11 protein-coding genes are annotated in these 14193 nt (G+C 30.8%); 8 read left to right on the forward strand and 3 right to left on the reverse strand.

All coding sequences use genetic code 11. The features are described 5' to 3' along the window. Positions 1 to 6 precede the first annotated feature (6 nt). The 4 genes from ELQ10_RS01790 to ELQ10_RS01805 are packed head-to-tail and all read left to right on the forward strand — an operon-like array spanning position 7 to position 3233. Positions 7 to 1452: an acetyl-CoA carboxylase subunit A gene (locus ELQ10_RS01790; RefSeq protein WP_002856595.1), complete on the forward strand. Its 1446-nt coding sequence runs from the start codon at positions 7 to 9 to the stop codon at positions 1450 to 1452. Between the two features lie 3 nt (positions 1453 to 1455). Then, positions 1456 to 1707, forward strand: coding sequence for a hypothetical protein (locus ELQ10_RS01795; protein ID WP_002853000.1), 252 nt, complete (start codon positions 1456 to 1458; stop codon positions 1705 to 1707). Beyond that, the gene (locus tag ELQ10_RS01800) at positions 1707 to 2426 is read left to right on the forward strand and encodes an arginyltransferase (protein ID WP_103627731.1); all 720 of its coding nucleotides are present in this window, start codon (positions 1707 to 1709) and stop codon (positions 2424 to 2426) included. Before ELQ10_RS01795 ends, ELQ10_RS01800 begins: the two co-directional genes overlap by 1 nt. Next, positions 2427 to 3233 (forward strand): adenylosuccinate lyase, encoded by an 807-nt coding sequence (locus ELQ10_RS01805; RefSeq protein ID WP_002866067.1) that lies wholly within the window; start codon positions 2427 to 2429, stop codon positions 3231 to 3233. A 23-nt stretch (positions 3234 to 3256) separates the two neighbouring features. Here ELQ10_RS01805 and cmeF read toward each other — a convergent pair whose 3' ends face one another. From cmeF to cmeD, 3 genes are read right to left on the reverse strand one after another with little or no spacing between them, the layout of a single operon-like run. After that, the gene (gene cmeF, locus ELQ10_RS01810; protein WP_134250100.1) at positions 3257 to 6274 is read right to left on the reverse strand and encodes a multidrug efflux RND transporter permease subunit CmeF; all 3018 of its coding nucleotides are present in this window, start codon (positions 6272 to 6274) and stop codon (positions 3257 to 3259) included. 2 nt (positions 6275 to 6276) lie between these two features. Continuing rightward, entirely contained in the window at positions 6277 to 7017 is a 741-nt protein-coding gene (cmeE, locus tag ELQ10_RS01815) for a multidrug efflux RND transporter periplasmic adaptor subunit CmeE (protein WP_002797145.1), read from the reverse strand. Next, positions 7014 to 8288: a multidrug efflux RND transporter outer membrane subunit CmeD gene (gene cmeD / locus ELQ10_RS01820; protein WP_126212006.1), complete on the reverse strand. Its 1275-nt coding sequence runs from the start codon at positions 8286 to 8288 to the stop codon at positions 7014 to 7016. Before cmeD ends, cmeE begins: the two co-directional genes overlap by 4 nt. Positions 8289 to 8413: 125 nt before the next feature. Here cmeD and lepA point away from each other — a divergent pair, with 125 nt between their 5' ends. From lepA to gyrA, 4 genes are all read left to right on the forward strand, one after another. Then, positions 8414 to 10210, forward strand: a complete 1797-nt coding sequence (lepA, locus tag ELQ10_RS01825) for a translation elongation factor 4 (protein ID WP_002837927.1) — start codon at positions 8414 to 8416, stop codon at positions 10208 to 10210. A 76-nt stretch (positions 10211 to 10286) separates the two neighbouring features. Beyond that, the gene (mapA, locus tag ELQ10_RS01830; protein WP_002852941.1) at positions 10287 to 10931 is read left to right on the forward strand and encodes an outer membrane lipoprotein MapA; all 645 of its coding nucleotides are present in this window, start codon (positions 10287 to 10289) and stop codon (positions 10929 to 10931) included. Beyond that, entirely contained in the window at positions 10928 to 11503 is a 576-nt protein-coding gene (locus ELQ10_RS01835; protein ID WP_002853564.1) for a ComF family protein, read from the forward strand. The genes mapA and ELQ10_RS01835 overlap by 4 nt, the downstream gene beginning before the upstream one ends. Positions 11504 to 11543: 40 nt before the next feature. Continuing rightward, on the forward strand, positions 11544 to 14132 hold the full coding sequence (gene gyrA / locus ELQ10_RS01840; protein ID WP_134250101.1) for a DNA topoisomerase (ATP-hydrolyzing) subunit A: 2589 nt from the start codon (positions 11544 to 11546) through the stop codon (positions 14130 to 14132). Positions 14133 to 14193: the final 61 nt, after the last annotated feature.

Below are 14193 nucleotides of genomic sequence, written 5' to 3' on the forward strand. Positions count from 1 at the left end.
CAAATTATGAATCAAATCCATAAAATTCTCATAGCAAATAGAGCTGAAATAGCTGTTAGAGTAATCCGTGCTTGTAGAGATTTGCATATTAAAAGTGTTGCAGTTTTTACAGAGCCTGATCGTGAATGTTTGCATGTAAAAATCGCAGATGAGGCTTATCGCATAGGAACGGATGCTATAAGAGGATATTTAGATGTTGCTCGTATTGTTGAGATTGCTAAGGCTTGTGGTGCTGATGCGATTCATCCTGGTTATGGATTTTTAAGTGAGAATTACGAATTTGCTAAGGCTTGTGAAGATGCTGGAATTATTTTTATAGGTCCAAAATCTGAAGTAATCCATAAGATGGGAAATAAAAATATCGCTCGTAAGTTAATGGCTAAAAATGGCATACCTATTGTTCCAGGGACTGAAAAATTAAATTCCTATAGCATGGAAGAAATTAAAATTTTTGCTGAGAAGATTGGTTATCCTGTTATTTTAAAAGCTTCAGGTGGTGGAGGTGGACGCGGAATTCGCGTTGTTCATAAAGAACAAGATCTTGAAAATGCCTTTGAATCTTGCAAAAGAGAAGCTTTAACATACTTTAATAATGATGAAGTATTTATGGAAAAATATGTAGTTAATCCCAGACATATAGAATTTCAAATTTTAGGAGATAACTACGGAAATATTATCCATCTTTGTGAAAGGGATTGTTCTATTCAAAGAAGACATCAAAAGGTAATTGAGATAGCACCTTGCCCTGGAATTTCAGATAATCTTAGAAAAACCATGGGTGTTACAGCTGTGGCAGCTGCTAAGGCTGTAGGTTATACAAATGCTGGAACTATAGAGTTTTTGCTTGATGATTATAATCGCTTTTATTTTATGGAAATGAATACAAGAATTCAAGTTGAGCATCCAATTACTGAAGAAATTACAGGTATTGATCTTATTGTAAGACAAATTCGTATTGCAGCAGGAGAAATTTTGGACTTAGAACAAAGCGATATTAAACCTAGGGGTTTTGCTATTGAAGCTAGAATTACTGCTGAAAATGTATGGAAAAATTTTATTCCAAGTCCTGGAAAAATAGGAGAATACTACCCAGCTCTTGGACCATCTGTTAGAGTTGATAGTCATATTTATAAAGACTATACTGTGCCGCCTTATTATGATTCCATGCTTGCAAAGCTTATTATTAAAGCAACAAGTTATGATTTAGCGGTTAATAAACTTGAGCGTGCTTTGAAGGAATTTGTGATTGATGATATTAGAACAACAATACCATTTTTAATTGCCATTACAAAAACAAGAGAATTTAGAAGGGGGTATTTAGACACCTCTTTCATAGAGACACATATGCAAGAATTATTAGAAAAAACAGAAGATCGTCATCAAGAAAATAAAGAAGAAGTTATAGCTGCAATAGCTGCTACGCTTAAAAAAATACGAGAAAGTAGGGAATAATAGATGGATTTTTTAGACAGTCTTAAAAGTATTAAAAAAGAAATGCAAGCTAACACCAATACTTCAAAATTAGCGAAGAAATCAAGCAAGAGTGGAGCAAGTGTAAAAAATTTAGAAAAACTAGCTAAAGATATTCGCGAAAAAAATCAAGAAACAAACATAGATAAGGAAATGCAAGAAATTTTCTTAAAGCAAGAAAAACTACAGGATGAATTTTCCGAATTTATTAAAAATACAGATATTAAGAAAATTTAATGCTTGAGATTGGTTTTTGTACTCTTGAAGATCAGTGTCCTTACTTAAAGGATAAACGTTCAAGAATAGAGTATACATACATTGAAAATTGCCCTAAAGAAATCAATAATGAGCTAATAAAACGAGGTTGGCGTCGTTTTGGTAGGTATTTTTCACGCCCTATTTGTAAAGATTGTGATGAATGTTTAAGTCTTAGAATTTTAGTTAATGAATATAATTTTTCAAGAAGTGAAAGAAGGGTTGTAAATAAAAATATTAACACCAAAGTTATACTTAGAACACCCAATTTAAGCAATGAACATTTGTTTTTATATGATAAATACCATCGTTTTATGGAAGAAAAAAAGAACTGGAAGCGTTATGATTTAAGCTTTAAACAGTATTATAATCTTTATGTCGATGGTTTTATGAATTTTGGATATGAGCTTGCATTTTATATAGAAGATAAGCTCGTTTGTGTTGATTTGATTGATATTTTAGAGGATGGAATTTCAAGCATTTATTGTTTTTATGATCCTGATTTTTCGTATTTTTCTTTGGGTAAATTTTCTTTGCTCAATGAAATACAAATAGCTAAAAAAATGAACTTAGATTATATTTATCTTGGGTATTTTGTAAAAAAGTGTCAATCTTTATCTTATAAAGCCGATTATACACCCAATGAAATTTTAAAAGGCACTAAAGAGCTTTTTGAAAATGAGGTTTTATGGGAGAAATAGATGCAAATCGTGCAAACTTTAGAAACTATCAATGTTAATACAGATGATATTAGCGTATTTCAGTATTTTAAAGACTTGATTACCAAAAATTTCACAAAGGTCATAGGACGAAAAAATAAAATTTTTTCTTTTTTTGAAGAAAATGAAATTCCACAGCGCCGTTATTTCTTAAAAGTTTTAGATCAAAAATATCGCAAAAGCACAAATGAAGGTATAGAGAATTTACAAGATGCTCATTTTAAAACTTTTAGATTAATTTTTGAGCAAAATAATATGCTTAAGCCTATGTTGTTTATCAAGATTGATTTTGTTGCGGGTAGAATTTTGATGAAGTTAAGCTCTAATGAAAAATTATTTATTACTTATATAAGAAATTATTTTCAAGATCATTATATAGAATATAATGAAATGACAAATATTCTAATTTTAGAATATAAAAACGAGAATACCCTTGAACTTTTTGAAGCTTTTGCAGATGAGAGCGAGCATTTAAAATATTGCGTGAATTTTGAAGTTGACCGCGAAGAGTATAAAAAATTTCGCCAAAATATTCACAATAAAGAAAATATGAAATGGAAATTTAATGCTTTAGCTAAGCTTTTTAGTAATTATTTTAATACTTTAGAATGCACTCCGCAAAATGATCTTAGTGAAATCAGACAAAAATATTTGATTTTGGTAAAACTTTATCATCCTGATTTTCATCAAGGAAAAAGTGCAATAGAAAAAGCTTACGCAAGAGAACAGTTTGAAAAAATACAAATTGCCTATGATAACTTAAAAGCACTTTATAAGAATAATACTTAAAAAAATTAAATTAATCATTTTGGTTAATTTAATTTTTCTCTCTCATAAATTTTTCTTAATTTGCTATCTAGTTTAAAACAAAATTTAAAAAGTGCAGGTACTACGAGTAAGGTAAGCAAAGTCGAACTTATAAGTCCAAAGATAATGGCTATTGCCATAGGAGAATTAGCTTCATAGCCCGCACCCCTTGAAAGAGCAAGTGGGAGCATAGCAAAAATCATAGCAAAAGTTGTCATCAATATAGCCCTTAAGCGTGATTTTCCAGCGATTAAAAGAGCTTTATCGGGATCTAAACCTTCATGGCATTTTTTATTAGCTACATCTACGAGTAAAATAGCATTTTTCCCCACCATACCAAAAAGTAAGATGATGGCAATAAGTACAAAAAGTGAAAAATTATGCCCTGTGATAAAAAGCCCTATAGAAGCTCCGCCAAAGGCTAAAGGCATGGTTATCATGATGATTAAAGGCAGAATAAAACTTTCATAAAGTGCGGCTAAAACAAGATAAATTAAAACAAAAGCAAGTGCTACTGCCATAGCAAAACCTTGCACGGTTTCACCTAAAAGATTGATAAAGCCTGAAAAAGCATAGCTAAGACTTGGATTGTTATTTAAAATTTTATCCATATTATCTAGTAAAAGTTTTTGCACCGCTCCTAAGGAAAGATCATTCACTCCAGCTGTGATTTTCACAGAGCGGTTTTTATTGTAACGATTGATAGTTTTTAAATCTTTACTGTATATAAAATCCACCACGCTTGAAAGTTTTAAATTTATACCTTGGTTGTTTTTAATGCTAATGCGCTTTAAAGCTTCTATGTCTTTTTTAAATTCTGGAGCAAAACTTAGGATAATATCATCTTTTGAATTGCCTCTATCCATGCTTCCTACGCTAAGTTGCGAGAAAGAATACCCTAAAACCCCAGCGATATATTGAGGATTGACATCTAAAAGTTTGGCTTTTTCTTTGTTGATGTGTAAGGCTACTTCATCTTTTGTAGCATTAGCATTATCACTTATATCTACAATGCGTGCATTAGTGCCTAAAATTTCTTTTGCCTGAGAAGCAGCTTCTTTTAGAGTGTTTAAATCATCTCCTAAGATTAAAAATTGCACGGGATCATCAATGCCTGCACCCTCTATCTTTGGAAGTTCTAAAATTTTGATTTTTAAACTTTCATCTTGAAATTTTTGACGATATAAACTTACTATGGCACTTTGTCTTAAATTTCTTTCGTCTAAATTTTTAAGTTTAACATAAATTTTAGCCTTTGTAGCATCTTTGGCATCATCATAGCCTACAAGTAAAAAAGCGTATTTGACGTTGCTATCATTTTTGATTTTTTCAAGCAAATTTAAACTTTTTTCTTTCATGGCTTCTAAACTTAAATCCTTTTTGCTTTCAAGCAAAACTTGAATTTCACTATCATCTTCCATAGGTAAAAAATCAAGCCCTATGCGAGTGGCTAAAGCAAAAGAAAGCCCTATAAAAACAAGAGTGGCTAGGATAAATTTTACTTTATTTTGTAAAATTTTATAGAGTAAATTTTCATACTTTTGCTCTATTTTTTCAAAAAAAGCTTCTGTTTTTTTATAAAACTTGTTTTCTTTTGGATTTAAAAATCTTGCCCCAATACTAGGTATTAAAAATACAGAAACCAAAAAGCTTATAACTATCCCACTTGCAACGCTTATGCCTAAGGCATTGAAAAAAAGCCCTGATATAGAGTTCATATAAGAAATAGGGATAAAAACACAAAGTAAAACTATACTTATGCTTAAAACACTAAAACCTATTTCATTGATACCTAAAAAAGCAGCTTGTAAAGGCGGATAAGTTTTTAGTTTTTTAGCAATATTTTCAATCACTACTATAGCATCATCGATAAAAATTCCTATGCTTAAGGTTAAAGCTATAAAAGTTAAGCGGTTTAAATCATAGCCTAAAAGATCGATAATAAAAAAAGTTGAAATGATAGAAGTAGGTATAGCTATGCAAGCAATGAGAGTTGCACTTAAATTTCTTAAAAATAAAAACACGATAACAAGGGTTAGAAAAATCCCCAAAACCATATCAAAAATCACTTGAGAAAGGTGCTTGTGGATATTTAAGCTTTTATCATAAAGCATATTAATGCTTATATCTTTTGGAATTTGTTTTTCTAAAATAGGCAAGGCATTTTTGACATTTTTAATCATTTCAAGGGTGTTATAATTTGTGATTTTTCCGAGTTCTAAAAGCACCCCTTCTTTACCTTCGTATAAAGCACTTTGTTTTTCATCTTCATAAAGGCTTGAAATATTAGCAATATCACTTAAAAATACTCCTGTTTTTATGCGAAGATTACTAAGTTCTTCTAAATTTGTGGCTTCAAAATAGCCTTTGATGATATAGTTATCTTGATTGTTGTTAAGTTCACCTAGGGCTTGTTTAAAATTTTGACTTTTGATGATATTTGCTACATCAAGGGCGTTAAGATTGTATTTTCTAAGTTCGTTTGGTTTTAATTCTATGCGAATTTGGGGTTCTAAAAACCCCTTAGCTTCGATTTTACCTACTCCTTCAACTCTTTGCAAAAAAGGTTTTATTTTATCATTGATTTCACGCATGAGTTGTAATTTATCTTTAGAATATAAAAAAAGCGAAATAGCAGAACCAGAATCTGAACTGATTTTTTCAATTTCAGGCTTAGAAGGTAGGCTTAAAGTTCCTATTTTATCACGCACATCATTAGCAGCTACTTCAAGATTTTTACCCAGTTTAAACTCCACTACACTCACACTAAAATTATCATACGCAGCTGAGGTTATGGTCTTTACTCCATCGATTTCACTTAAAGCATTTTCTATTTCTTTAGTGACTTTTGATTCTACGAAATTTAAATCCCCATTTATCTTACTTGTGATTTTTATAAGAGGTATGGAAACATTAGGAAATAAATTTACACTCATGCTAAAAGCAGAGATTAGCCCAAAAATCATAAGAGCTAAGAAAAACATTAGCACGGTAATAGGTCGGTTTATAGCTAGTTTAAACATTTTTAATCTTTAGTGATGATTCTACCTTCACCAAAAAGCCCTGGTGTTAGATTTGTGGTTTGCACTTCAGCATAAATTTTTCTTGTTTTTACTTCTATACTTGGATAAATAAGGCTGATTTTTCCTTTCAATTCTGTACCATTTTGATCGATTTTATAAAAGAAATCATCGCCTAATCTAACTTTATCTTTATATTTTTCATCAAAACTTAAAATCAGTTTGCTTTGTGGATAGGAAAAAATTTCTATTAAAGGTTGAGCTACTCCTCCTACTCCTTCGCCCACTTGTATAAATTTGTTTGCGATAATAGCATCATAAGGTGCGCGTAATTCTTTTTTTGCCATGATATTTTTATAATAAGCTATATTGATTTTTGCTTTGTTTAAATTTAAATTAGCAGCATCAAACTTAGCTTTCATATCTTCATAGCTTTGTTTGTCTATAACATTTTCTACAGCTTTGATTTTTTGCATCCTACTTTTGGTATTTTCGTATTCTACAAGGGCAAGTTGATAAGAATTTTGAGCATTTTGAAGAGCTATTTTTTCACTTTCTTGATCAAGAGCAAGTAAAAGTTCTCCTTTGCTGACTTTTTGTCCAATTTCTACAGGAATTTTTTGAACCAAACCTATGCTTTCAAGGGCAAGTTTGCTTTGTTTTGATGCTTCTACATTGAAACTTGCGTAAATTTCTTCGCCAAAGGCGCAATTAAAAACAAGAAGTAAAAATAGAATTTTTTTCATTCTTTAACCTTTGAATTAAGATCTATACCCGCATTAAAATAATAATTTGCTTTAGTAATTTCAAATTCATTTTTAGCAAGCTCTAAATCGCTTTGTGCTTTAAATTTAGCCTCTAAAGCTTGAAGATATTCTACATAAGAAACAAGTCCTGCTTGGTATTTTTTATCTACACTTTCAAAAGCTAAATTTGCAGCATTTAAGCTAAGATTAAGAGCTAAAATTTGTTCTTGTAAAACTTTTAAACTTTTGTCTAAATAATTTAATTCTTCTTTATTTTTTCTCTCGCTAAATCTTGCATTTGCATTGGCTATTTGAACATTTAAACGCTCTTTTTCAACTTCTTTCGCCCTTGCATTGAAATCAAAAATTTTCCATTCCATACCTAAAATAAATTGATTACCTTGAGAATATTTTTCTAAGAATTGATCCGCTAAATTTGCAAAAGGAGCTGGAACTTTTGGATTATAATTGTTTTTATAAAAGTTAAAATTATCTTGAATATAAAATTTTGGAAAATATTCAGCTTTTGCTAAATTTACACTTTCTTTAGCAAGATTGATTTGTTCTTTAGCTATCATTACTTCATAGTTTTGACTTTTTTCTTGTTGCGGATTTTCTAAAAAAGCATTCCCTTGCACTTTAAAATCTGTATCGCTTAAAATTTTAATCTCTTTTTGTATATTGGCAAGTTTTAATTCATTTTGACTGAGCTCTAATAAGCTTAAATGGTATTTAGCCTTAATGCTTTCAAGTTCATCTTTAGGGCTAAGTCCTGTGTCGTAAAATTTTTGCAATCTTTCAAAAGTTGATTTTAAAAAAGATACTTTTTGTTGATTGGCTAGTAAAATTTTTTCAAGACTTAAGGTGTTAAAATAAAGTGTGATTGCATTTAGGGCAAGGTAATTTTTATTTTGTTCTTTGTCTAAAAGGTTTAATTTTTCTCTGCTTTCTAAAGCTCTTAAATTAGCCTCTCTAGCACCCCCATCAAAAAGCAAAAAATTAAGAGAAACTTTAGCAAATAAACTTTCTTGTGGATCGATAATGAAGCGATCTTTATTGTTGGCTACATAAGCTGAGTTTAGACTAAGAGAGGGTAGGTAATTTCTAAAAGCTTGTTCTTTGTCTAAATTTGCTTGTTCGCTTTGCATTTGCTTAATGAGATAGGATTCATTATTTTGACTTAGTGCTATAAATTCGTGCAAATTAGAAGCTAACATTGCTAAGGGATAAAGAGCTAAAAATATAGCTGATTTTAAATATTTTTCAAGCATTTGATATTTTAATATGCTTTATATAAATTTCAATTGAAGTTTTTTATATAAAATAAAATTTATTTGTTTTAAACATAAATTTTGTTAAAATCCTAGCTTTAAAATTTTATATTTAGGATGAAATTTTGTCGGTAAAAAATATTAGAAATTTTTCTATTATAGCTCATATAGATCATGGAAAATCTACTCTTGCAGATAGGATTATTAGCGAGTGTGGTGCTATTAGCGATAGGCAGATGAGTTCACAAGTTATGGATACTATGGATATAGAAAAAGAGCGTGGTATCACCATAAAAGCACAATCAGTGCGTTTAAATTATAAATTTAATAATGAAAATTTTGTTTTAAATCTTATTGATACTCCTGGCCATGTGGATTTTTCTTATGAAGTGAGTCGTTCTTTGGCAAGTTGTGAAGGGGCTTTGCTTGTAGTAGATGCTTCTCAAGGTGTTGAAGCACAGACTATAGCTAATGTTTATATAGCGCTTGAAAATAATCTTGAAATCATTCCTGTGATTAATAAAATCGATTTACCTAATGCTGATGTTGAGAAAGTAAAGCATGAAATCGAGCATATTATAGGTATAGATTGCAAAGATGCAATTTGCGTGAGTGCAAAAACAGGAGTGGGTATAAAAGAGCTTATAGAAACAATTATTACTAAAATCCCTGCACCAAAAACAGATGATGAAGCTCCTACTAAGGCTTTAATTTATGATTCTTGGTTTGATAATTATTTGGGTGCTTTGGCTTTGGTTAGGATTTATGAAGGAAGTATTGCTAAAAACGATGAAGTTTTAGTCATGAGTACGGATAAAAAACATATAGTTCAAGATCTTTTTTATCCCCACCCTTTAAGTCCAATTAAAACTCAATCTTTACAATCAGGCGAAGTAGGTGTGGTGGTTTTAGGGCTTAAAACCGTAGGTGATGTACAAGTAGGCGATACCATCACTTTGGTAAAAAACAAAGCTAAAGAAGCCATAGGTGGTTTTGAAAAGGCTAAAGCTTTTGTGTTTGCGGGACTTTATCCTATAGAAACGGATAAATTTGAAGATTTAAGAGATGCTTTGGATAAATTAAAGCTTAATGATAGTTCTATTACTTATGAGCCTGAAACTTCTTTGGCCTTAGGCTTTGGTTTTAGGGTAGGATTTTTAGGGCTTTTACATATGGAAGTTATCAAAGAAAGGCTTGAGAGAGAATTTAATCTTGATTTGATTGCTACAGCTCCAACTGTGACTTATGAAATTTATCAAACCGATGGAGAGCTTATTAAAATTCAAAATCCTAGCGAGCTTCCTCCTGTTAATAAAATCGATCATATAAAAGAGCCTTATGTTAAAGCTACTATCATTACTCCAAGTGAATTTTTAGGGAATTTAATCACTCTTTTAAATCGCAAAAGAGGAGTGCAGGTTAAAATGGACTATATCACACCTGAGCGTGTTTTGCTAGAATATGATGTGCCTTTAAATGAGATTGTGATGGATTTTTATGATAAATTAAAGTCCTTAACAAAAGGTTATGCGAGTTTTGATTATGAGCCTATAGAATTTAGAGTAGGGGATTTGGTAAAACTTGATATTAAGGTAGCGGGTGAAAATGTTGATGCGCTAAGCATTATCGTGCCTAATGAAAAAGCGCAAAGTAAAGGAAGAGAACTTGTTAGTGCTATGAAAGAAATAGTTCCTAGACAGCTTTTTGAAGTGGCCATTCAAGCAAGTATTGGAAATAAAATCATCGCAAGAGAAACTGTTAAATCCATGGGTAAAAATGTGACAGCAAAATGTTATGGTGGGGATATTACTAGAAAAAGAAAGCTTTTAGAAAAGCAAAAAGAAGGTAAAAAAAGAATGAAAGCTATAGGTAAGGTAAATTTACCTCAAGAGGCTTTTTTGAGTGTTTTAAAGATAGATTGATGATAAATTTAAAACTTGGCTTGAAATTTGCTTGTATTTTTAATACAATTTTAAAATAATTTTCTAAGGAGAAAAAATGTTTAAAAAATTTTTGATTTTTATAGTGCCTATTTTATTTTTGAGTGCTTGTGCAACTAAACAAGATACTTTTGCTCAAGTTAATCAAATTTCTAAAAATTCTCAATGCAGTTCTTGTGAAAGTCCTGGTGGTTTTGAAGCAAAGATTAAAGGGCTTTTGTACATTAGCGATGTTGGAATTCAATGTTGTGCCAATAAACGCACTTTAGACACCGGTATTGCTTTGAAAAAGGTTTATTTACATAGATTTTATGATTTAAAAGAAGGGCAAAAGGTTTTAAATGCTAAAGGGAAAAAGTTATTTGTTGATGTGAATTTTAATGCGGTATTTTATACTTATTTAAAACAAGAACTTGAAGCTAGAGGAATAGTTGTGCTTGACAATAACGATCAAAATTCACCTTATGTGAGTAAGATTGATTTAGAATTTATATCTTATGGAGCAACTCAAGATGCTATAGGATTACATTCAAAACTAGTAGGAGTTTTACAAGTTAGTGATATAAATAAAAATAAGAAATTTACAATCCGCACCAAGCAAGATGTACAAGGTTTTGATGATTTAAAAGAAACAACTTTTTATACTCATTTGTTAATAAAACAAATGGCAAATAAAGCAGCTAGTTTAATCTCTGAACTTTGAGGTGTATAAATTGCGGAGCTTTTGCTCTGCTCTGCTTTTGTGAATTATGCGAGCTAGAGCTTTCTGAATTTTCCTTAAATGTAAGAAAGCTTGATAATAATTTCAAAGTCTATTCTTTTTATAAATACCATGAAATACAACACTTGCTTCACTCTAAACATTATTTTTATGGTTATTTTGTTTATAAAATGCTTGCTAAATTAAGTTTTGCAAAATTTAAAGATTTTTTTGATCCTAGAATGACAATTAATGTTATAGCTTTAGATGATAAGGTTGAAGATATGCTTTATTCGCATTCTGCTATTTTAGCTAGATATCTTAAAACAAAATTTGTAAAACCTGTTTTTAATGTTTTAAAAGCACAAAATCATATTAAATATTCTGGAAAAAGTTTAGAATTTCGTCAAAAACATAAAAGAAATTACAAACTCTTAAAAACCATTCACGAACCTGTAATTTTAGTAGATGATATTGTAACGACTGGTTCTAGTCTTTTGGAAGCTAAAAAAGTTTTAGAAGAAAATAAAATTTCTGTACTTTTTGCTCTTGTTTTAGCTGATGCAAAAGTTTAATATGCTATAATCAAAACTTTGAACTAATAGAAGGATTTTTATGGAGAATATTTTTAGCAAAGATTCTGATATTGAACTTGTAGATATAGAAAATTCTATAAAAAGTAGTTACTTAGACTATTCTATGAGTGTTATTATAGGTCGTGCTTTGCCTGACGCAAGAGATGGTTTAAAGCCTGTTCATAGAAGAATTTTATATGCTATGCAAAATGATGAGGCAAAAAGTAGAACAGATTTTGTCAAATCAGCCCGTATAGTGGGTGCTGTTATAGGTCGTTATCATCCACATGGAGATACAGCAGTTTATGACGCTTTGGTTAGAATGGCTCAAGATTTTTCTATGAGATATCCAAGTATTACAGGACAAGGCAACTTTGGATCTATAGATGGTGATAGCGCTGCTGCGATGCGTTATACTGAAGCAAAAATGAGTAAACTTTCTCATGAGCTTTTAAAAGATATAGATAAAGATACGGTCGATTTTGTTCCAAATTATGATGGTTCAGAAAGTGAACCTGATGTCTTACCTTCTAGGGTTCCAAATTTATTATTAAATGGTTCAAGTGGTATAGCTGTAGGTATGGCGACAAACATCCCACCTCATAGTTTAAATGAGTTGATAGATGGACTTTTATATTTGCTCGATAGTAAAGATGCAAGCTTAGAAGAGATTATGCAGTTTATCAAAGGTCCAGATTTTCCAACAGGTGGAATAATTTATGGTAAAAAAGGTATTATAGAAGCTTATCGCACAGGGCGTGGTCGCGTGAAAGTGCGCGCTAAAACTCATATTGAAAAAAAGACAAATAAAGATGTTATTGTTATAGATGAGCTTCCTTATCAAACCAATAAAGCTAGGCTTATAGAGCAGATTGCAGAGCTTGTTAAAGAAAAGCAAATTGAAGGAATATCTGAAGTAAGAGATGAGAGCAATAAAGAAGGAATCCGCGTTGTTATAGAGCTTAAACGTGAGGCTATGAGTGAAATTGTTTTAAATAATCTATTTAAATCTACTACTATGGAAAGTACTTTTGGTGTGATTATGTTGGCAATTCACAATAAAGAACCTAAAATTTTCTCTTTGTTAGAACTTTTAAATCTTTTCTTAACCTATAGAAAAACAGTTATTATTAGAAGAACGATTTTTGAACTTCAAAAGGCAAGAGCAAGAGCTCATATTTTAGAAGGTCTTAAAATTGCACTTGATAATATAGATGAAGTGATTGCTTTAATTAAAAATAGTTCTGATAATAATACCGCAAGAGATTCTTTGGTAGCTAAATTTGGTCTTAGTGAGCTTCAAGCCAATGCTATTTTAGATATGAAACTTGGTCGTTTAACAGGACTTGAAAGAGAAAAAATCGAAAATGAACTTGCAGAATTAATGAAAGAAATTGCAAGACTTGAAGAAATTTTAAAAAGTGAAACCTTGCTTGAAAATTTAATTCGCGATGAATTAAAAGAAATTAGAAGTAAATTTGATGTGCCACGTATTACTCAAATTGAAGATGATTATGATGATATTGATATTGAAGATTTGATTCCTAATGAAAATATGGTTGTAACTATTACGCATCGTGGTTATATTAAGCGTGTGCCTAGTAAACAATATGAAAAGCAAAAACGAGGCGGAAAAGGAAAATTAGCCGTTACGACTTATGATGATGATTTTATAGAAAGTTTCTTTACGGCAAATACACATGATACACTTATGTTTGTAACAGATCGTGGACAGCTTTATTGGCTTAAAGTTTATAAAATTCCTGAAGGCTCAAGAACGGCTAAAGGAAAAGCAGTGGTAAATCTTATTAATTTACAAGCTGAAGAAAAAATCATGGCTATTATTCCAACCACGGATTTTGATGAGAGTAAATCTTTATGTTTCTTTACTAAAAATGGTATTGTAAAGCGTACAAATTTGAGTGAATATCAAAATATCAGAAGTGTAGGAGTTAGAGCGATCAACTTGGATGAAAATGATGAGTTGGTAACTGCTATTATTGTTCAAAGAGATGAAGATGAAATTTTTGCCACTGGTGGTGAAGAAAATTTAGAAAATCAAGAAATTGAAAATTTAGATGATGAAAATCTTGAAAATGAAGAAAGTGTAAGCACACAAGGTAAAATGCTCTTTGCAGTAACCAAAAAAGGTATGTGTATCAAATTCCCACTTGCTAAAGTGCGTGAAATCGGCCGTGTAAGTCGTGGGGTGACGGCTATTAAGTTTAAAGAGAAAAATGACGAATTAGTAGGTGCAGTTGTTATAGAAAATGATGAGCAAGAAATTTTAAGCATAAGTGCAAAAGGTATAGGAAAACGCACAAATGCTGGAGAATATAGATTGCAAAGCAGAGGTGGTAAGGGTGTAATTTGTATGAAACTTACAGAAAAAACCAAAGATCTTATTAGCGTAGTTATAGTAGATGAAACTATGGATTTGATGGCTCTTACAAGTTCAGGCAAGATGATACGTGTTGATATGCAAAGCATTAGAAAAGCAGGGCGTAATACGAGTGGTGTCATTGTAGTTAATGTGGAAAATGACGAGGTGGTTAGCATTGCTAAGTGTCCTAAAGAGGAAAATGATGAGGATGAGTTAAGCGATGAAAACTTTGGTTTAGATTTGTAATAAGTTTAAAGTTGGAACGCTTATTGCTTTTTATTTTTTACTAATTACAATATTTTGAAGG

This window comes from Campylobacter sp. US42a (assembly GCF_004379055.1).
GTDB lineage: Bacteria > Campylobacterota > Campylobacteria > Campylobacterales > Campylobacteraceae > Campylobacter_D > Campylobacter_D jejuni.